We start from the raw sequence: 19,441 nt of genomic DNA, 5'->3' as shown, positions 1-19,441 counted from the left end.
ACAAAATGGAAGTCAATGGATCTGCAACAGCCCGGACGGGCCCAGCGGTACGCCCGCCGGGACCACGTCCTTCCATTACGACCTTGGTACGTCGTAATCTCTGTCGATGGAAGCGCTCCCACGATCGCCCAACCCACGACAGGAGAACCGCTACATGCCGTCGATACGGACACGGTGGGCCGCCACAATGGCGGCCGGCCTGCTGCTCGGAGCGGTCGCCGCCGTCCCGACCACCCCCGCCACGGCAGCCGCCGCCCCACCGGCTGCCCGCACCGACACGTCAGCCACCACATCAGCCGCGGCCGCGGCCGCTCAGGCCGTACCGGCGAACGACTGGCTGCACACCGATGGAAACACGATCGTCGACGAGGCCGGCAACCAGGTGTGGCTCACCGGGGCCAACTGGTTCGGCTACAACGCCACCGAGCGGGTCTTCCACGGCCTGTGGTCGGCCAACATCGAGGCGGTCACCCGCGCGATGGCACAGCGCGGCATCAACATCGTCCGGGTGCCGATCTCGACCCAGCTGCTGCTGGAGTGGAAGGCCGGCCAGCCGCTGGCCCGGCCCAACATCAACGCGTACGTCAACCCGGAGCTCGACGGGCTGAACAACCTGCAGATCTTCGACTACTGGCTCGACCTGTGCGAACAGTACGGGCTGAAGGTCATGCTGGACGTGCACAGCGCCGAAGCGGACAACTCCGGCCACCTCTACCCGATGTGGTTCAAGGGCTCGATCACGCCGGAGGACTTCTACCAGGGCTGGGAGTGGGTGGCCGAGCGCTACCGCGACAACGACACGATCGTCGCGATGGACATCGAGAACGAGCCGCACGGCACCCCGAACGACCCGCAGCGGGCCAAGTGGGACTCCTCGACCGACCAGGACAACTTCAAGCACGCCTGCGAAACCGCCGGTCGGCGGATCCTGGCGATCAACCCCGACCTGCTGATCCTCTGCGAAGGCATCGAGGTCTACCCGCGCCCGCACGCCGACTGGGACTCCCCCAACACCAACCCGGACCTCAGCCCGAACTACTTCTACAACTGGTGGGGCGGCAACCTGCGGGGCGTCGCCGAGCACCCGGTCGACCTGGGCACCAACCAGGACCAGCTGGTCTACTCCCCGCACGACTACGGCCCGCTGGTCTACGAGCAGCCGTGGTTCCAGGGCGAGTTCGACAAGGCGTCGCTGACCGAGGACGTGTGGCGGCCCAACTGGCTCTACATCCACGAGGACGACACCGCGCCGCTGCTGATCGGCGAATGGGGCGGCCGGTACGGCCAGGACGCCCGGCAGGACAAATGGCTGCACGCCCTGCGCGACCTGATGATCGACTACGGCATCCACCACACCTTCTGGTCGCTGAACCCCAACTCCGGTGACACCGGCGGCCTGCTGCTCGACGACTGGACCAGCTGGGACGAGGTCAAGTACAACCAGGTACTCAAGCCGGCGCTGTGGCAGCACGACGGCAAGTTCGTCAGCCTCGACCACCAGGTGCCGCTCGGCGGGGCCGGCTCCACCACCGGGATCAGCCTCGCGCAGCGCTACAGCGACGGCGGCGGGGACGACGACGTGACCGCGCCGACCGCGCCCGGCCAACCGACCGCCAGCGACGTCACCGCCGACTCGGTGACGTTGATCTGGGCGGCGGCGACCGACAACGTCGGCGTCACCTCGTACCAGGTGCTGCAGTCGACCGGCGGCGGCCCGGCCAGCCCGGTCGCCACGGTCTCCGGCACCACGTACACCGTGTCCGGCCTGGCCGCCGAGACCAGCTACACGTTCACGGTGCGGGCCCGCGACGCCGCCGGCAACGTCTCGCCGGCCTCACCGACGCGGACGGTCACCACCGCAGCCGACGACGGTGGCCCCGGCGACGAGGGCTGCATCGCGACGTACACGGTGACCAGCAGCTGGCAGGGCGGCTTCCAGGGCGGCATCGAGGTGCGTAACACCGGCACCTCGGCGATCTCCGGCTGGACGCTCACCTGGACCAGCCCGAGCGGTACGTCGATCGGGTCGCTGTGGAACGGCCGGTTGACCACGTCCGGCGGGGTGAACACGGTACGCAACGAGCCGTACAACGGGCCCCTCGCGCCGGACGCCGCCACCACGGTCGGCTTCGTCGGCTCCGGTCCCGGCACCACGCCGACCGATCTGAGCTGCACCGCGTCCTGAGCGAACCCGAGTTCGGACCGAATCCGGACCCGATCCGCTGCCCGACCCCGACCGGGTCGGGCAGCGGATCCCCCGGCCCGTTGGCGCCGGTCTGCTTGAGTGGGGGCACTCACCGACCACACCAGACCGAGAGGGTACGCCGGCCCGATGCCCACCCAGATCGTCGTCTCCCTGGTGCCGACCGCCGCCACGGCGGTCCCGCCGCCGCACACCGGCCCGGCCGTCTACGCCGCGTTCCTCAAAGCGGTCCGCGCCGTCGACCCGGAGCTGTCCGCGATCATGCACGACAGCCCCCGGTACAAGCCGTTCACCCTCAGCCCGGTCCTCGACGAGCAGGGCCGGCCACCGTCGACACCGGGGCAGCCGGCCCGGATAGTGGCCGGCCTGCTGATCGACGCGTACGCCGCCCCGGTGCTCGCCGCGCTGCACCACGCCGCCGGGCATCAGATCGCACAGACCCGGTACCGCACCGTCGACGTCGCCGTGCACGCGGTGTCGTACGCCGAGCTGGCCACCGGCGCCGACCCGGCCGCCACCACCTGGGCGTACGACCTGCTGACCCCGGTCGGGTTCGCCACCGGACGCGGGGACGGTGCCCGCCGCCAGCGCCCCTGGCCGGACGCGGAGCGGGTGTTTACCAACCTGACCCGGCGCTGGGACGCGTTCGCCGGGGAGGTGGCGTTGCCGACGTCGGCGGAGCCGGCGGTCGTCGACCATCTGGAGGCGGTCGACGCCCAACTGCGGATGGTCACGCACCTGGTGGAGCCGGGGCAGCGTAACCCGCAGCACCGGTTCCGCCGGGGCACGGTCGGCTCGGTGACCTTCCAGTTGGCGGAGGCGTCGGGGGTGCCCGGCGACGCGCGGCGGGCGGTGGACGCCCTGGCGGCGTTCGCCAGCTACGCCGGCTTCGGTGACCGGACCGCGATGGGCATGGGCCACGTCCGGCGCAGACTCAGCCCGCCCCCGCAGCAGTGATCCACTTCGGCTCATCGGACTGCCGCCCGGCGTGTCGGGTCGATGAACCGCAGCGGATCAAGGCCAGCCGGTGACGACCGTTGGCCGGGTCTGCCGCGTACGCGGCAGACCCGGCCAACATGGTCAGGGCGAGGTCAGGACGTCAGTGCGAGTAGCCGCGCGTGGCGATCCAGTGCGCCAGGGTCTCGGTGCTCACCCAGTAGTGTTCGGCGCCCAGGAAGGCCGGGTCGGCGATCTTGACAGCGTCGCCGCCCTCGCCGTAGCCGACCACGGTCACGTAGTGCCCGCCCGGGTACGAGTGGGTCCGGCCGTCGACGTCGCTCACCGTACCGATGATGTTGGCCACCACGGCTCGGCCGTCGTCCACGGTCGCCCGCACGTCGTCGCGCAACTGGTCGATCTGCGCCTGGCTCGCCTTGGACGCCTCGATCGCGGTGGTCCGGTACTTGTCGTCGCCGGTGAGCTCGTTGAGCACCCGGGTGGTGTCCGCGGCCGAGTCGGTGCCGGCGACCGTGGTGCCCAGCCTGCTGGCCACCTCATCCTGCGACAGTTCGCGGCCCTGCGCGGTCAGCGCGATCCGGGTCGCGGCCGGACCGCAGTAGTAGAAGTTCGGCTGCCGCTCGTAGCGGATGTCCAGCAGCCGGCCCTCGCTGGACCACCCGCCCTGGTCGGAACTGGCGGCAGTGGTGGTCAAGCTCGTGGTGTCCGAGGCCGGGGCAGCCTGGGCTGCGGCAGCCGGACCGGCCACCACACCGCCGACTACCAGCAGACCGGCGACGGACATTGCGGATCGGTGAAGAACGGTGGTCATCTGCGGATCTCCGTTCCGGGAGGGTGCGGAAGATCCGGGCACTGATCGTCTGGCAACGGCCCGGACCCCGCGAACGGGACAATCGGTCAGTCGGTGCCCAGCGCGGCGGTCAGGGCTGATACCACGCCCATTCCCGACCGCGCCCAACGCCCCGCGTGCGGAAATCACAACGACGCGTACGCCACGGGACGCACCGGGTAACAACCGCAGCGGGGCGGCCGACATTCCGCCGTCCCGCCAATCAACCGGAGATCAACCGCCGATCGCCGGTCGCTCGGCAACATCGTTGAAGATCTGGTCCTCGAACGCGAGCAGCGTCGAGCCGACAGCCTTGATGAATGCGAAGTTCAGCCCTCCGCCGACCACCGCTCCGACGATCGGCACCGCCTTGCCCAGAGTGCGCGCCGTGAGCCGTTTGAGCAGTTCCTGCGCGACCCGCAGGGCGAGGAACTCGACGCCCTTGATGCCCAGTTCCACCCCGATCGAGAGTCCGACGATCTTCATGAACTCGGGGAAGCTGACCGCGTACCGCCCGGTCCGGTGGTAGATCACCGCGAGGGTGACCCGGAACTGCTGGGCGATGGTGTTGGCGAGGTCGGCGGGGATGCCCAGGGCCAGCGTCACGCCGCCGCCGAGCCCGGCAGCGGCCCCGGTGCCGGCGGCCAGACCGGCACAGTAGTTGATGTAGCCGTTGATCCCCATCGAGTCAACTTTTTCCTTGATTTTGAAGCCGTCGAGGTTCTTGTGGACGAACTGGAAGGACTTCGCCAACGCACCGGCGGAGTTTGTGTTCACCGTGACCACCTGACCCGCAGATCTTGTCGTCAGACCATCGGATGCCGACTGATCGATCGGCACCTCGACGGTATTCGACGACGAAGCCCAACGGCGAGAGCAGTACGTACAAGAACGACAGTCAGCCGTACCGTCAAACCGCCGGGCCGGGCAGGTCAGCCCGGCGAAGGACCATTGTCGACGAACCGGAAGTATGTCGTGAGCGTCGCGTCGCCCAGCTCTTCGAGGATCAGACCCCGGGTGGCGGAGTGCTGCAGGTACGCCGAGGCGCTGCTGATCGCGTACGACGGTTCCCCACCGTCCCGTTCCACTGCGCTGATCGAGAAGTGCTGCCGCGGCTCGGACGCCACGCAGTCCGCCGCGACGACGGTCAACGGGTCCGAGCCCGACGACCTGACCTGCCAGCACGCGTCGGAGCCGTCCGGGTTCGGTTCGGCGGCGCGGATCCGGAAGGTGTCCGCCCCGGCCGGTTCAATGACGAACAGCCGCCGGCCCTCGGTCCCGTCGACCTCGCCCAGCGGGCCGTCGTCGAGCAGCGACACCGCCGACTCGAACGCGTCGGTACGCACGATCGCGACCTGGCGGTCCCCGGACAGCAGCGGATCGTCCCCGACGGAGGCCGGCGCCCCGGTCGGCGCCCCGGTCGGCGATCCAGTCGACGCACCGGACGGCGCACCGGACGGCGATCCGGACGGCGATCCGGACGGCACGCTCATTGTCGGGCCGGCGGGCCCGACCGGCAGCTGCGGTGCGGCGGTCACCAACTGGATCGCAGCGACGCCCGCGCCGACGGCTCCGACCAGCGTCACCGCCAGCGCGGCGGTGGTGGCACGTCGGCGTCGGCGCAGCGTCTCGCCGCGCCGCCGGATGTCCGCCGCCGGGGCGAGCCGGCCGGTCTGCCCGGCCCGCCGGGCCACGTCGCGCAGCGTCTCGTCGAATCGGTCGTCAGACGGCACGGCTCCGCCCTTCGTCGCCGCTGGTGGTCAGGTGTACGGCCAGCGCCTTGCGGCCCCGGGCCAGCCAGGTCTTGATCGTGTTCGGGCTGGTGCCGGTCTCCGCGGCGATCTCGGCGACGCTCAGGCCGACCAGGTGGTGCAGCACGACGGCCCGGCGCTGGTCGACACCGAGCCGGCGCAACGCGGCGACGATCGCGACGTGGTCGGCCGACACCTCGTCGGCCTGGTGGCCGTTGGCGTCGCGGCGGTGGGCGCGCAGTCGGTTCACCGCCTTACGCCAGGAGCTCACCGCGATCCGGTACGCGACCGTGCGTACCCAGGCTTCGGGGCTGTCACAGTCGCGCACGGACCGCCACCGGTCCCACGCGCGGGCGTACGCCTCCGCGACCGCGTCCTCGGCGTCGGCCCGGTTGCCGAGCACCACGGACAGGTGTCCGAGCACCCGTTGGGCCGACGCGGCGTAGAAGGCGTCGAACTCGTCGGCGTCACGCATCCGTCGTGCTCCACCCGTCACCTGGTCGTTCCTGCACCGGTCACCGGGTCGGCGCCGGCCCGTTGTCGGTGAACCGGAACCCGTCCGGGGTCGGCGAACCGTCGCCCTGCTCCTCCAGGATCAGCCCGGAGCGGGCCGACGTGCGCAGGTACGCCGACCTGTTGCTGATCATGAAGGTGTCGTCGGCGCCGGTGTCGGCCGCGACGATCGCGAACCGCTGCCGGGGGTCCCCGGCGTCGCAGGCCGCACCCTCGACCGACAGCGATCCCCCGTCTCCCGGGTTGCGCACCCGCCAGCAGACCGGGTCACCGGCACCGGGACCGCCGCCGGTCGCCTGGTACGACTCGATCAGGAACAGCCGCCCCTGCAACGGGACCACGACGAACAACTGGCGGCCCTCGTCGCCGTCGACCTCGGCCAACCGTCCGTCGTCGGTGATCGACAGCCCGGACTCGAACGCCTCGGCCCGCACGATGCTGACCTGCCGGGTGCCGGACAGCACCTGCGGCAGGCCGCCCGTGGGTGCCGTCGGCTCCGGCGGCGGTGCCAGGCTGGCGGTCGGGGTCCCGGTCACCGTCGTCGGGTCCGGGTCGGACGTCGGCGTCGCGTCACCGGCCGGTGCGTTCGTGCCGCACGCCGCCACCGCGCCGGCCAGCACGGCGATTCCCAGACCTGTGATCCATCGGCTCGTCACCACGGTTCTCACCCTCATCCGCCTGTCGGTGACCCGGCAGCGACGGCTACCCGCCCACCGCCGCCGGGTCCGGTCGATGTTCTCGATTCGACCGACATACCCCCAGACGTGTGGCGGCGGCGCCCGGTTTCAGCCATGCACATGGACTTGCGGCGACCTGGCGCACGTGCGCAGCCTTCCCCGCACCGGTCCGTCAGCCGCGCGGAGCTGGCACCTGGCCACCGTCTCCGTCACCTGCCGCGGTGCCGTTCGTCGCAGCCGAATAGGCATTACGACCGCCCTGGTAGGGGCTTTGTGGCAGTACGGACGACCGTACGCCCGCCGGACCTCCTGCGGCCGCCGGCCTGACCGGGGCAGGGCGAGCGGGCCGGGGCAGGCGGGCGACGTCGAGGGCCCGCAATCTCATCGCGGGCTTCTCGACAAGATGCCACGACGGTACAGCGAACAGCATCGTACCGATTACCGACAACAGGATGTACGATGACATGCCGTACTCGGCCACGCCGACCAGTGCCAGAACTTGCTGCACCGGGAAAGCATAGATGTAAATTCCGTACGAGTAGTCCCGCCCACGACCGACCCGTCCGAGCCGTCGCGGAAGCGCAACACCCAGATATATGAGCAGGTACGCGTAGGCTGGCAGTCCGACAACGACGAATCCGCCCCACAGTAGGCTGATCGCGAGCAGGACGGCCGCCAACACAGCCAGCCGGCCGTCCATCGGTATGCGATGCATATAGCAGCGGACGACGGCGCCCAGCACAAAGAGGAAAGTCAGATACAGTAGCCAGTCAGAGGCGAACGAGCCGATCAGCGGAAACGGGCCGACCGCCCCGACGGGAGCTGGCCGGAATGCCCATGTCGAAGCAATTGAAATGTCACGAATAATCAGTGCATAGCCGAATATCAGGATTGCCAGCAATGCCCGCGGGGCCAGGCGCAGGACCGAAGTCACACTGAGGACAGCGACCAGGCCATAGCACACAAGTTCGTACCGCAAGCTCCACAGTGATCCATCGAACGCGCTCGGCCCACCCATCATCTGACCGAACGGAGTAGACGACAACAGTCCCGATATCGGGTACTGCTCCATAGCGGTGAACCAGTTGACCGCCAGGTAGGAAAATGGACCTTGAGGATGACTCCAGAACCCTCGCATCGTACCATTCTCGTACAGAGCAACCAGCGGCGCCACCACAAATGCGGTGACCAGTAGACACACCCAGAATCCGGGAAAAATCCGAAGCACCCGATGCCAGGAATACCGCAAGACCGAGTGCTTGAGCGCACTTCCCGTGATCAAGAATCCGGAAACCACGAAGAATCCCTGGACCGACAGCGAACCGAGCTCGCTCTGCCCAGCCGATATTCCGTAGCCAAGGCTCGCCGCGCCGTAGCCCAGCGGCCAGGCATGCGCCACGAGGACACCAAGGGCCAGGGCCAGGCGGATCAGCCCGAACGAATTGCTGTCCGGCACGTACCGGTCGGCAAGGCTCGGCAGACCGCGACACATCGCCGCATGCGCACTCAACACGGATCTCCTCAAGGCCGGACCGCCTCATTGATAAAGGCCGGGGTCTCCCGCTGGCCACGACGACCCCGACACGGGGACAATCAGGTCGTCCCCTTACCGAAAGAACCTTAATGCCCACAGACTGACGAGTGGACTCGATTCCAAGAACGACATGCCTTTCTTCGACGAAGCAGGTTGACTAACATGAAAGGCCGTCCGATATCAGCCGTGCCGGGAAACTTCCCGGCACGCGCGGTCGGCCAGGCGGGTCGTCTCCGGCAGCCGGTAGTGCGGCGTCAGGCGCAGGGTGATCTCGGTCGCCTGGGCGATGTCGATGAGATGCCCGGCCGACACGTACACCGGTCTGACGCCGGTGCGGGTGCGCAGCACCCGGCCGACCACCTCACCGTTGTCGACCAGGTCGGCCCAGCCGCCGCGCTCGGGTGGCACCTCGCCGTGGGTGCTGACGAACGCCGTCTTGGCCACGCCGAACGCCGGGATGCCGGTGACCACGCTCAGGTGGCTGGCCAGGCCGCAGCGGCGCGGATGCGCTACGCCGTACCCGTCGCAGACCAGCAGGTCCGGGCGGACGGTGAGCCGCTCGAGGACGGTGAGCAGGACCGGAACTTCGCGGAACGCGAGCAGGCCGGGAACGTACGGGAAGTCGCAGACGCCGGTCGCGGTCGCGCTGGCCACGACGGGCAGGTTGTCCGCCAGGTCGAGCACGACGACGGCACCGGCGAGTCGGCCCGCCGACGACGAGTCCGATTCGTACGCGACGTCGACGCCGGCGACGAACCTCGGCGGATCGACCATCGGCTGGTCGACCCGTACCCGGCGGGCCAGCTCGCGCTGGATCTCGACGGCCTCCCGCTCGGTACGCGGTGTCGCCGCCGTCACCGCTTCCCCGTCCCGCGCGTGGCCGGCGGAAACGGCCGGTCCAGGCTACGGGCGGCGGCCAGCGGCAGCATCGCGCCGAGGGCCCAGGTCGCGATGCCACGGCCACGCGCCGACGGCCGTACGCCGTAGCCGATGTGCCCGCCGGCGCGGTGCAGGAAGTCGTTGAGCCGGTGCCGCAGCGAGATCGCCCCGAGGTAGGCGTCCTGCTCGACGATCCACCGGTGGGTGGTGTGCACCCACCCCTCGTCGGCGGGCAGCGACTCGTCACCCTGGCGGCGCAGCCGGTCGACCCAGGCGGCGAACCCGGCGGCGGTGTCGACGTCGTCGGACGACCGCAGCCCGCTGCCGTCCTGATGGGTGCCGCGTCCCCACTCGTCGCGGGCGTCGAGCCACGACGCGTACAGCTCGATGGTGGGTGTGATCAGCTCAGGCACGTCGGCAGACTACGCGGCATGGCAATCCGTATCCGCCGGCTCGCCCACCGCCTCTCCCTGCCCTGTCGTTGTGCCACCCGACCAGCTTGACCGCAGGGCTCAGACGCTCGGCGGTGGCGGGGTGGTGGTCAGTTCCCCGCACTTGGGGCACCAGCGGCTCTTGACCCGGAACGAGAACAGCCCTGCCAGGTAGCCGAGCACCGCAGCGCTGGTCAACGCGCAGACATCCATAACCTGTTCCTTCTCTCCAGGGCGGGCAAGACATGACTTCGTCTCGGCGGCGACGGCTCAGGTCACCGGGCCGGGGGCGGCGTCGGGCCGGCAGCCCGTCGCCGACGGTCGATCCAGGAGGCACGCAGGGACAGCCAGCTCGACGGGCCTCGGGCGTACACCTCGGTCAGCAGGGATGCGAAGACCTCGCGCCGCCGGTCGGCCGGCAGGTGCGGCCGGGCCAGCTGTGGTTGCCGGGCGGCGGCCCGGTCCCACATCAGGGTTTCGGCGTGCAGGGCGTCGATCTCGTTGCGGCACGCACCGGTGCACCGGTAGACGCGGGTGGCGGCACGGACGGCCGGGGTCATCGGGGTCCGGCAGTCCGCACAGTGGATCAGTGCGGCCAGTGGGTATCCGGCCGGGTCGGGGTAGTCGACCATCATCAGCCGCCGCCGGTCAGCCACGGTGGGCGGCGACGGTGCGGCCGAGTGCCGCGCGGGTCTGCCGGGCCAGGTCGACGATCGGCGGCCAGCCGTGGTCGACGAGGGTGCGCAGGTCGTCGTAGGCGTGCGGCGGCGCACCGTTGAGGATGTGCCGGTCGAGGCCGCAGGCCCAGGTCAATGCCGCCAGACCCTGATCGGTGACGGGGAGGCGGCGGCGGGCGCGCAGCGCGGTGGCCAGCCGGACGGCGGGCCAGCCGGCGGTGTTCATGTCGGTGGGCACCCACCGTTCGCCGCGACCGACGAGGCGGCGGCGGGTCACTTCCCGGCGTACGTGGCCGGCGCGGGCCAGTCGGGTGGCGACCTGCCGGACCGCGGTCTCGCTGAGCAGACCGACCCAGGTCTTCACCGGTTGCGGGGTCGGCGCCGCGCTGATCTGGGCGAGGATGCCGTGCACCAGGTCGTCGGGCGGGGCGACGGTCGCGCCGACGACGACCAGGCCGCGGCGCACGGCGATCCGCTGCGGGTAGAGCAGTTCGGCCAGCAGCGCGGCGGCCAGGCCGTGGCTGAGCGCGCGGGGGTGCAGCAACGGTCGGCCGTGCAACCGGTGGTGGGCCATCCGGAACAGGTCGTCGGCCAGCGGGTACGTGGACATTAGGCAGGCTCCTCGGCAAAGTGCTCAGAACAAGGGGCGTGGAATGCCGCCCGCCGCCACGCCCACCTCGGCAGCGACGACGGGCGGCGGCGGGCGATGGACAGGCCGACGAGCCGCTCGATCCGGCCAGCGTCGACCGGGCCCAGCCGGCAACCACACGGCCCCCGGTACGCCCGACCACCGTCAGTGGTCCGCAACGGTTGCATCCGCCGCCCACACGCCGCGCACATCAGGACCCCACGTAGCGGCCACTGTTCTCCGGCGTGACGCTGGCTAGTTTTCGCCGCCGGCAGAGAGTCGCCCTCGCTGATCTCAGACATCGGTTCTCCTGCCGTTGGTGAAGGACAAGGTGGGCGGACTCGGTGGCCTTCACAATGGAGGGACCTAGATGCGCGTGGATTCGCGCAGGTAGGCGGTGACTCGGACGGCTGCACCCTCGGCCTGCTCGACCAACGTCCGTAGCGGCGAGTGCAGGACCCGGTCCGCTAGGTCGCGTGCACCGTCGGCCTGGTCGAGGCCGGCAAGGTGGAGCCGGGTCTGGGCAAGGGCACGGTGTACGCGCTCCATCTCCCTGAGCATGTCGCGGGCATGGCTCATCACTACCACCTGATCATGACGTGAGCACCTTGTGTAAGGTTGGATTGGTACCAACCTTTGCAGTGCAGCCAACGACAGTCAAGACTGCAAATGAGAAACGTTGGAACCAATCGAGGAGACCGTGGCCGTGCCACCGCTGTACCGCAAGATCGCAGACGAGCTACGCGAACAGATCATCAACGGCGTGCTCAAGCCAGGCGACCACCTGCCGACCGAGAGCAAGCTGCAGGATCTGCACCGGGTCTCCCGCAACACCGTGCGACTCGCCACCGCGGTCCTCATCAACGAAGGCCTGGTCGAGTCGATGCCCGGCCGCACCGGCGGCATCATCGTCCGCGACCGAGTCACGCTCGCCTTCCATGCCAGCCGCGCAGAGATGCCCGGACCGGTCAGCGAGTCCGACGCGTGGTTCAGCGAGGTCCGCGACCAAGGCCACGAACCTACCCAGACGTTCGAGCTACGCATCGCGGAAGTGCCGGACGGACTGGCAGAACGCCTCGGCGTGCCCGCCGACTCACCAGCAGCCGTCCGCCGCTGCGTACGCGCGGTCAACGGCCAGCCGTCCTCGATCCAGGACACCTACTACCCGATGGACCTCTGCGACCAGGTACCCGAGCTGCTGTCGCCACGTGACATCCCGCAAGGCACCACCAGACTCCTCGCCGAACGCGGACACCCACAGATCGCCTACGACGACGAGATCATCGCAGCGATGCCAGCACCCGACGAGGTGACGACTCTCGCCCTGGCCGCCGGCACACCCGTCCTCCGCTGGCTCCGAACCGGCTACACCCCGGACCGGCCCGTACGCGTCAGCGTCTCCACCTTCGCCGCCGACCGCAACCGGCTCCTGTACACCCTCGGCGACCCCGACGTCATCGCCAAAGTCCGTGCCAGCGAGGACCCGCAATGATCATCCGTCCCGCACAGCTCAGCGACGTCGACGTCATCATGAGCTGGCGACGCGAACGAGAGGCATGGCTCGCAGCTCGGGGAGAAGACCAGTGGTCGATCCCACTACCCCGGTCTGCCGTCGCCGCGACCGTCTCCGCCGGGCAGACCTGGATGGTCTTCGACGGTGAAACCCCGGCCGCCACCATCACCCTCACCGCCTACGTCGACGTCGACGGGCTCTGGAAACCGGACCGCGACCCCGAGGCTCTCTGGTACCCGGAAGATGACCCGGCCGACGCGCTCTACGCCGCGAAAATGATGCTCCCGCTTGCTCGCTCCGGCGACGGCATTGGCACCGAGCTCCTCGACTGGGCAGCCGGCAGAGCCTACGATGCCGGCCTCACCTGGCTACGCCTCGACGCATGGACGACAAACCAACGGTTACACGCCTACTACCGCGACCAAGGATTCCGACACATCCGCACCATCGCCACGCGCGTCAGCGGAGCCTGCTTCCAACGCCCCGCCCAACCGTACGAACCCGGCCGCCGACTAAAAACCGAAGTCGGATAACCCTGCCTTCCTAGCCTCGATCGTTCACGGGGGTGCCCCGGGTGAGCTCGGCGCGTTCACGATCTTCGACTTCGAGGAGGACAGCCACTCCCCCGTCGTCTACGTGGAAGGCCAGGCCGGCGGCCTCTATCTCGAACGTGACGCGGACCTGCGTCGGTGTAACCTGGCGTACAACCACATCACAGCCGCCGCGCTCAGCCCGCCCGAGAGCGCCAAGCTGATCACCGCCCTGACCTGCGCCACGGGTTGACCGACGAGGAGCAGCACGTGACCCCCGACCTCGACCTCAGCACTGCCGTCTGACACAAGAGCAGGAAGTCATCCGCGAACGGTGGCTGCGTCGAGGTCGCCAACCTGGGTCAGGCGTACGCGCTCCGCGACTCCAAGAGTCCCGACGGTCCTGTCCTCATCTTCACCCCCGAGGAGTGGGACTGTTTCCTCGACGGCGCGGAAAAGGGCGAGTTCCGCCAGCTCTGACCGCAACCCGCGACCGTCTACCCCGCAGGCACCTCCGCCAGGTACGGCGAACAGCCACGCCATCGGCTGGCTCGCACCTGCCAGCGTCTCCACCTTCGCTGCTGGCAACAATCTGCCGTCCTTACTTACTCAGCGATGCTGGCGTCACCGATTGGGACCGAGCCCAGCGAGATCCAGCGCGAATTGCGGCCCGAGAAGACGATTAGCGGTCGATCTGACCCCAGCCCGTAGCGGCCGCAACCAGATTCTAGTCAATCACCCAATCGGCAGTCTTCGTGGGGCGAGACCCATCAAACATAGCCCTCAGCAATCCTTGAATCGATTCAGCATAGCGATATACCGACGCGTCGCGACCAGCAAGCAAGGAGCCCTCGTTGGTCATATAGATTGTGAAATGAAATCCGTCCACACCTACCGGACACAGACTTTTCCCAACAACAGAGGAGCATCTATCAGCGATGCGCGCATCGCGATGCGTCGCAACAACAGTCGGATCAAAGGTGGTCCAACACGACGACTTCTTGCCGTGAAGGATGATACTCGGCTCATGCTCCAACCCTAGAAACCCAAACTCTCTCAAGAAGTCTAAGGCCGGTGCCGACATAACAAACCCACACGAACGCAATAGCTCAACCAAATCGCCAATATCCACATTCCTACCCGGTCCCCAACCGGCACATCTCAGAATGCCAAGAAGATCAGCAGGCAACGAGTTCATTCGCGAAATCTCGACAGGCCCGCGGCACCGGCCAACCCAGCAAATCCGGTCATGCTTCCGAAGGGCAATGAGGACCGTCGCACTGTCTGACGACGCAAGAGACTGCGACACCGAAACTCGCAGACTACGCCATCGGCAGGTGAACCACTTTTACCCGATGGTAGATATTCCATAGTGCCATCTTCCCGTTCTCGCCATAAAGCGCCAAGAAGTCATCGTACGCCTCAAAAATCTGACCAAGAACGGCAACCATCGCAAACATTCAGGTGGTGCGCGCTGGGATTCCGCGTGGTGGCATAGCGTGATGGCCGGTTGGTTGGTGGCCGCCGGCTGATGTTGACCTGGGTGGGGTGGGGGTCAGGTGGGTGCGGGTAGGTTCGGCATCCAGGGTCGTCCGAGGATGGCGTCGCGCAGGACGGCCATTTTGTCGAGGCCGTTCTTCGCCGCGCTGGAGACGTAGCCGAGGATCTTGTACCGATCCTTGGTGCGTTGCTCGCTGGTGAGCCGCCCGGAGATCTTCTGCTGGATCTTCGCCGGTCGCAGGTCCCGTTCGGCCTGGTTCGACGTCGGCGGCACCAACAGGTCGTCAACGAAGCGCAGCACGTCGGCACGTCGGTCCCGGAAGACTTCCAACAGCAGGCGGGCTTTACGCTCACCCGGCCGGTTGCCGATGGTGCTGGTGTCGGACAGTCCGACCAGCACGCCGTGGTGCAGCCGGTACAGCAACTCGGCCTTCACTGTGGGGTCGATGCCCGGCCGGTTCTGCTCACGGGCCGTGTTCGTCTCGTGGATCAGCGCGCGCAGCGCGTCGGAGATCTGCTTCGGCCAGACCGCGTCGGGGTACACCTCGGCCGCACCGTCAAGATCACGTAACAGGTGAGCGCAACACAGTTGGTGGACCAGCGTGCCCAACTCGGCCGAGTCGTAGTTCCGGTACCGGTCGTGCACGACCACCGAGCCGGTCAGGTCCTTGACCACGAACGCCGTGAACGTGGCCAGGTCCCGGTCACCGACCTGGTAGTGAGTCCACAACTCGGTACACGCCACGAGCAGGTACTTCTCGGCCTTCTTCCGGCCCGGCCTCGGTTTCTTTGGCCCGACCCGCAGCGGCGTCTCGTCACAGCACACCGCGTACGCCAGGGTGATCAACATGCGGATCCGTTTGTCGACCTCGCTGGTCAGCGCCGCGACCCGGGTCAGCACGCCGTGCACGAACCCCGGCGACGGTGTCGCACCGGTCAGCGACCGAAGCATCTGTACACACCGCTGCACCGGGATGAAATGCACGACCATCAGATAGACCGCCCACGCCTGCAGGTTCGGGCCGTACCCCACCGGACCGGCCCCCGCGCCTTCCGGCCGGGCCGCGGTGTGCAGCTTCCCGCACCCACACCGCACCGCATGCTGGTCGTACTGGGTCAGCGTCGCGGTCATCAACGGAACCTCGACCTGCTGATACCGGTCCACCACACCCAGATCCCGCGCGTCCACCAACTCCGCGCCGCACCCGCAACTACCCTCGGGGAACCGGTCCCGCCGCTGATCAGGAGCATCCGACCAGGCCAGGCTCGACCCCGGCGCACCCCGCTGCCTACCCCGCGTACCCGCCGGGGTGTCCCGCTTCTTCCTCGCCGCAGGTGGCGTACGCCCCGGATCATCATCCTTCGACGGCGGAGACGACGAGTTCGACGAGTTCCGCGACAACAGATGCTCGACCCGCGCCAGCCGCACCGCGAGCGCCTCGTACGCCGCCGTCAACTCCGCGATCTGCGCGTCCTGCTCAGCAATCCGAGCGTCCTGCGTCCGTGCCAGCGAGATCAACTCTTCACGAGACAGATCCTCCGACACCGACACGCCAAGATCAAACCACAACGGACAGAACGGCGTCGAGCCGGTCGAACCCCGTCACTCAACCCGCGCTGACCGTCACTCTTCGCGCACCACCTGAATGTTTACCAACCATCAGGATGACGTGGTTCGAAGCAGCCAACCCAACTGGCACAAGTCCTTGTCCGACGCGACCTGCATAACCATGAACCCTGGTTGGGCTTACTGCCCCAGCCTCGATCCACCGACGCGGTTGCCGCTGAATGTTGGTTGATCATTTCTGTATTGGGTGGTGCGGCGGGCGTGAGGGAGTCGCCGATCACGTGATCGGCTTGCTCCGAGGGTGAGTGTTCGGGGTGGAACGGGATTGTGGCCTGTGGTCGGGCCGCCTGGTTTCGGCTGGTGGGGTGTGGTCAGCCGGGTGCCGGCTGGACGGCGGTGAACAGGTTGTCGAACGCCGCCTGCCAGGGCCAGTACTCGGGCAGGTGTAGGTGGATGGTGCGGGCCCGGTGGGCGAGGCGGGCTGCGACGGTGATGATCCGGGTCCGGATGGTGGCGGGTCTGGCGGTCGACCAGGTGCCCGCGGCGAGGTGTCCGGCGGCGCGGGTGAGGTTGTGCGTGATCGCGGCGCAGGTCAGCCAGGCGTCGTTGGCGCTGAAGTGTCCGGAGGGCAGGTGGGCGAGGGGGCCGGCGATCAGGTCGGCGTTGACCTGCTCGATGATCGCGTGTTGCCGGTGCTGGGCTTCGGCCTGTACGAGGGTGTACGGGCTGTCGGTGAACACGGCGTGGTACCGGTAGGTCGGTAGGAGTTCGTCCTGGCCGGGGATCTGTTGCGGGTCGTCGCGGCGGACGCGGCGCACGATCAGCCGGGCGGTCGCCTCGTGTCGGGTGCCGGCGAACGCGGTGTACGTGGTTTCGGCGATCTGCGCGTCGGAGATCCACCGGCCGGCGTCTTCGTCCCGGACGGCCTGCGGATAGGTGATGTCGACCCACTGGTCGGCGGCGATGCCGTCGCACGCGGCGCGGATCTTCGGGTCGATGCGGCAGGTGACCGAGGACCGCACGCCACGACGCCGGCAGCCGCTGATCACCGTCTTGGCGTAGAACGCCGAGTCCGCTCGCACCATGATCTCCCCCGAAGCGCCGCATGCCCGGGCGGTCGTGATGGCCTCGGCGATCATGGTGGCGGCGCCCCGGGACGAGCCGGCGTTACCCGACCGCAGCCTCGTGGCGGCGATCACCGGCGCGGACAGCGGGGTGGACAGCGTCGCGACCAGGGGGTTGTAGCCGCGCAGGTAGACGTTGTAGCCGCCGACCTTGGCGTGGCCGAACCCGATGCCCTGCTTCTGCTTGCCGTACACCCGCCGCAGCATGGAGTCGATGTCCACGAAGCACAGGGTGTCGGCGCCGGTCAGGATCGGTGCCCGGCCGGTCAGACCGATCAGGGTGTCGCGGGCGGCGGCCTGTAACTGCCGTACGTGCCCGTGGGTGAACGTACGCAGGAACGACCCGAGCGTCGACGGCGCGTACACGCTGCCGAACAGCGACCGCATGCCACCGTGCCGGGCGATGTCGAGGTCGTCGATGCTGTCCGCGCCCGCGAGCATCCCCGCCACGACCGTGGCGACCTTCCCGGCGGGGTTCGCGCCCTTGTCCGTCGGCAGCCGCACCCGGTCGGCGACCGCGTCATGCAGACCGGCCTGCTCGGCCAGGCGCATCACCGGAACGAGACCGGCACACGACACCAGATTCGGATCGTCGAACGTCGCGCGCACCACCGGCGCGTCCTGGCGTATTCTCACCTGCGAGGTGCCCTCTCGAACCGAGCGATAGAAGCGTCAGAACTCCTATCCTTCCAGTTCAGAGGGCACTTTCTATAGCCGGGGTCCTGCCGGTCCGACCTTCATCGGTGGATCGAGGCCCAGTGGCACGAACCGCGTCGAGCACACATTCATCGAAACCGCCCAGATCGCCACACTCACCGCCGAACTCGGCCGCGTCAACAGCGAACTGGCCGCCCTGGCGACCACCCGCACCACCCTGCGCACGCTCGCCGCCACCGAGTTCACCGCCGACGACCCGACGATCGCCAGCACCCCCTACCAGCAGATCCTGGAAGTCCTCGCCGCCACACCCGCCGGGATGCGGGCGAAGGGCATCTGCCTCGCACTCGGCGTCGAGCCCTCACCGAAACACGTCGAAGGCACCCGCGCGAAGCTCAAACGCATGGTCAACCGCCGCGTCCTCACCGAAGACGAACCCGGAGTATTCACTCTCGCCCCGAAAAGGACGTAATCTTCCGAACTGCCCTCTCAGGCGGTCCGTGCACACTGCGGATCTCCGAGAATTCATGATCGCAATAGATCAGCCGCGACAGCAAGCCAAATGGGCGACTGCGTACATCAGCGCCACAGGTCATGCCATGTAGTCGCCCGAAGAATGCATTCCCACTGTACCCACTTAGCCCAATACAAGAAGCCCCGATCCAAACACACACGATCAGTTAATCGCGCCGAATTCCTCCTGGATATTGCGGAGCTGATCGTTATTCAAATGGCGCACATCCCAAAGCAACTCCGCCACCTGACGTATTGCGACATCCACAGGTATTTTAACGTCAACCGGCTCGATATCAAGAAGCGCCGCCAACTCATCGCCCCGTAGGGCGAGCACAGCCGCAAAACCAGCCAGAAAGTCCGGACTAAGCTCCTTACGGCCAGATCCAAATGCATGTATTGTCGCCGACGATAGTGGCCCAATTCCGGCAAGCCGGTACAGCATTTTTACGGAGTTTAGGTTGTTCAGATTCCGGTTACGGAGCATGCCCACGATGACAGATCCCGGACCATAAGGGAAGTTGTCGCGCTTGCGCACCGTCAACGCCACCGAGTCCCGCCTTGGCACCGATCTCGCCACCCTGAGGAGCTGCTCAAGTCGCTCGGCGGGCAGACGAAGAGCCGTTCTCACAAGATGATCCAAGACCGGACCAGCCGGAGCCGAAAGTGGCGCAAGGTTGCTAGGAACTTCGATGCCAGCCACCACGAAGAGATCCGCCGCGTGCATGTCAAGCACACGCGCGAGTCGTTGTAGGCTCGACTGACCGAGCACGTCACCCTTGATGGCCGCATCGACCATCAAGGGATCCACTCCGGCGACTCGCATCAAATCGTCGAAGCTCTGGCCGCGAATCCGCGAAAGCCGCTCGATCATCGCCAAGAAGTTCACAGAATCCGCCATCCATAACCATGATTCATCGACAAACTAGTACCCCTCAATCATAGACCTGTCCACAAG

At 67.8% G+C, this 19,441-nt stretch carries 20 protein-coding genes and 1 pseudogene; 6 read left to right on the top strand and 15 right to left on the bottom strand.

All coding sequences use genetic code 11. The features are described from left to right. Positions 1–187 precede the first annotated feature (187 nt). Both O7543_RS00755 and cas6 read left to right on the top strand, forming a co-directional pair. Entirely contained in the window at positions 188–2,185 is a 1,998-nt protein-coding gene (locus O7543_RS00755) for a cellulase family glycosylhydrolase (RefSeq protein ID WP_281555635.1), read from the top strand. Between the two features lie 147 nt (positions 2,186–2,332). Beyond that, positions 2,333–3,160: a CRISPR system precrRNA processing endoribonuclease RAMP protein Cas6 gene (gene cas6, locus O7543_RS00750; protein WP_281550663.1), complete on the top strand. Its 828-nt coding sequence runs from the start codon at positions 2,333–2,335 to the stop codon at positions 3,158–3,160. 142 nt (positions 3,161–3,302) lie between these two features. Here cas6 and O7543_RS00745 read toward each other — a convergent pair whose 3' ends face one another. The 12 genes from O7543_RS00745 to O7543_RS00690 form a co-directional block, all read right to left on the bottom strand. Then, positions 3,303–3,971, bottom strand: coding sequence for a C39 family peptidase (locus tag O7543_RS00745; RefSeq protein WP_281550664.1), 669 nt, complete (start codon positions 3,969–3,971; stop codon positions 3,303–3,305). A gap of 252 nt (positions 3,972–4,223) precedes the next feature. Further along, positions 4,224–4,766 (bottom strand): hypothetical protein, encoded by a 543-nt coding sequence (locus tag O7543_RS00740; protein ID WP_281550665.1) that lies wholly within the window; start codon positions 4,764–4,766, stop codon positions 4,224–4,226. Positions 4,767–4,921: 155 nt separating this feature from the next. Further along, the gene (locus O7543_RS00735; RefSeq protein WP_281550666.1) at positions 4,922–5,722 is read right to left on the bottom strand and encodes a hypothetical protein; all 801 of its coding nucleotides are present in this window, start codon (positions 5,720–5,722) and stop codon (positions 4,922–4,924) included. Then, positions 5,712–6,215: a sigma-70 family RNA polymerase sigma factor gene (locus tag O7543_RS00730; RefSeq protein WP_281550667.1), complete on the bottom strand. Its 504-nt coding sequence runs from the start codon at positions 6,213–6,215 to the stop codon at positions 5,712–5,714. Before O7543_RS00730 ends, O7543_RS00735 begins: the two co-directional genes overlap by 11 nt. 40 nt (positions 6,216–6,255) lie before the next feature. Further along, positions 6,256–6,912 carry a hypothetical protein gene (locus O7543_RS00725; RefSeq protein ID WP_281567302.1) on the bottom strand — a complete coding sequence of 219 codons (657 nt, stop codon included), beginning with the start codon at positions 6,910–6,912 and terminating at the stop codon, positions 6,256–6,258. A gap of 190 nt (positions 6,913–7,102) precedes the next feature. Then, positions 7,103–8,440 (bottom strand): acyltransferase, encoded by a 1,338-nt coding sequence (locus O7543_RS00720; RefSeq protein WP_281550669.1) that lies wholly within the window; start codon positions 8,438–8,440, stop codon positions 7,103–7,105. A gap of 204 nt (positions 8,441–8,644) precedes the next feature. Then, the gene (locus tag O7543_RS00715) at positions 8,645–9,322 is read right to left on the bottom strand and encodes an endonuclease V (protein ID WP_281550670.1); all 678 of its coding nucleotides are present in this window, start codon (positions 9,320–9,322) and stop codon (positions 8,645–8,647) included. Next, positions 9,319–9,756, bottom strand: a complete 438-nt coding sequence (locus tag O7543_RS00710; RefSeq protein WP_281550671.1) for a GNAT family N-acetyltransferase — start codon at positions 9,754–9,756, stop codon at positions 9,319–9,321. The genes O7543_RS00715 and O7543_RS00710 overlap by 4 nt, the downstream gene beginning before the upstream one ends. A 99-nt stretch (positions 9,757–9,855) precedes the next feature. Next, a complete protein-coding gene (locus tag O7543_RS00705) occupies positions 9,856–9,987 on the bottom strand; it encodes a hypothetical protein (protein WP_278170260.1) in 132 nt (43 codons plus the stop codon). A 62-nt stretch (positions 9,988–10,049) separates the two neighbouring features. After that, the gene (locus O7543_RS00700) at positions 10,050–10,430 is read right to left on the bottom strand and encodes a hypothetical protein (protein WP_281550672.1); all 381 of its coding nucleotides are present in this window, start codon (positions 10,428–10,430) and stop codon (positions 10,050–10,052) included. Continuing rightward, positions 10,423–11,061, bottom strand: coding sequence for a GPP34 family phosphoprotein (locus O7543_RS00695; RefSeq protein WP_281550673.1), 639 nt, complete (start codon positions 11,059–11,061; stop codon positions 10,423–10,425). The genes O7543_RS00700 and O7543_RS00695 overlap by 8 nt, the downstream gene beginning before the upstream one ends. Positions 11,062–11,445: 384 nt before the next feature. Next, on the bottom strand, positions 11,446–11,658 hold the full coding sequence (locus tag O7543_RS00690; protein WP_281550674.1) for a hypothetical protein: 213 nt from the start codon (positions 11,656–11,658) through the stop codon (positions 11,446–11,448). Positions 11,659–11,758: 100 nt separating this feature from the next. On the opposite strand from O7543_RS00690, the gene O7543_RS00685 reads away from it, so the two are divergent. The 4 genes and pseudogenes from O7543_RS00685 to O7543_RS00670 all read left to right on the top strand — a co-directional run. Next, a complete protein-coding gene (locus O7543_RS00685) occupies positions 11,759–12,571 on the top strand; it encodes a GntR family transcriptional regulator (protein WP_281567301.1) in 813 nt (270 codons plus the stop codon). Beyond that, positions 12,568–13,125, top strand: coding sequence for a GNAT family N-acetyltransferase (locus O7543_RS00680; protein ID WP_281550676.1), 558 nt, complete (start codon positions 12,568–12,570; stop codon positions 13,123–13,125). Before O7543_RS00685 ends, O7543_RS00680 begins: the two co-directional genes overlap by 4 nt. A 19-nt stretch (positions 13,126–13,144) precedes the next feature. Further along, a complete protein-coding gene (locus tag O7543_RS00675; RefSeq protein WP_281555636.1) occupies positions 13,145–13,375 on the top strand; it encodes a Scr1 family TA system antitoxin-like transcriptional regulator in 231 nt (76 codons plus the stop codon). Positions 13,376–13,440: 65 nt separating this feature from the next. After that, positions 13,441–13,602, top strand: a pseudogene (locus O7543_RS00670) (DUF397 domain-containing protein); the annotation flags it as partial. A 1,075-nt stretch (positions 13,603–14,677) separates the two neighbouring features. Here O7543_RS00670 and O7543_RS00665 read toward each other — a convergent pair. From O7543_RS00665 to O7543_RS00655, 3 genes are all read right to left on the bottom strand, one after another. Further along, positions 14,678–16,174, bottom strand: a complete 1,497-nt coding sequence (locus O7543_RS00665; protein WP_281550677.1) for an IS66 family transposase — start codon at positions 16,172–16,174, stop codon at positions 14,678–14,680. A 386-nt stretch (positions 16,175–16,560) separates the two neighbouring features. After that, a complete protein-coding gene (locus O7543_RS00660) occupies positions 16,561–17,949 on the bottom strand; it encodes an IS1380 family transposase (RefSeq protein WP_281550678.1) in 1,389 nt (462 codons plus the stop codon). Positions 17,950–18,646: 697 nt separating this feature from the next. Beyond that, complete coding sequence (locus O7543_RS00655; protein WP_281550679.1) at positions 18,647–19,384, bottom strand: XRE family transcriptional regulator; 738 nt, start codon at positions 19,382–19,384, stop codon at positions 18,647–18,649. Positions 19,385–19,441: the final 57 nt, after the last annotated feature.

This window comes from Solwaraspora sp. WMMA2080 (genome assembly GCF_027497395.1).
Lineage (GTDB): Bacteria > Actinomycetota > Actinomycetes > Mycobacteriales > Micromonosporaceae > Micromonospora_E.
This window is presented reverse-complemented; position numbering and strand designations above follow the sequence as displayed.

Bases quoted from the DNA above. Each gene is read 5' to 3' on its own strand.
- O7543_RS00755 (WP_281555635.1), top strand. From the start codon at position 188: ATGGCGGCCGGCCTGCTGCTCGGAGCGGTCGCCGCCGTCCCGACCACC.
- O7543_RS00690 (WP_281550674.1), bottom strand. From the start codon at position 11,658: ATGAGCCATGCCCGCGACATGCTCAGGGAGATGGAGCGCGTACACCGT.
- O7543_RS00695 (WP_281550673.1), bottom strand. From the start codon at position 11,061: ATGTCCACGTACCCGCTGGCCGACGACCTGTTCCGGATGGCCCACCAC.
- cas6 (WP_281550663.1), top strand. From the start codon at position 2,333: ATGCCCACCCAGATCGTCGTCTCCCTGGTGCCGACCGCCGCCACGGCG.
- O7543_RS00745 (WP_281550664.1), bottom strand. From the start codon at position 3,971: ATGACCACCGTTCTTCACCGATCCGCAATGTCCGTCGCCGGTCTGCTG.
- O7543_RS00705 (WP_278170260.1), bottom strand. From the start codon at position 9,987: ATGGATGTCTGCGCGTTGACCAGCGCTGCGGTGCTCGGCTACCTGGCA.
- O7543_RS00680 (WP_281550676.1), top strand. From the start codon at position 12,568: ATGATCATCCGTCCCGCACAGCTCAGCGACGTCGACGTCATCATGAGC.
- O7543_RS00655 (WP_281550679.1), bottom strand. From the start codon at position 19,384: ATGGCGGATTCTGTGAACTTCTTGGCGATGATCGAGCGGCTTTCGCGG.
- O7543_RS00730 (WP_281550667.1), bottom strand. From the start codon at position 6,215: ATGCGTGACGCCGACGAGTTCGACGCCTTCTACGCCGCGTCGGCCCAA.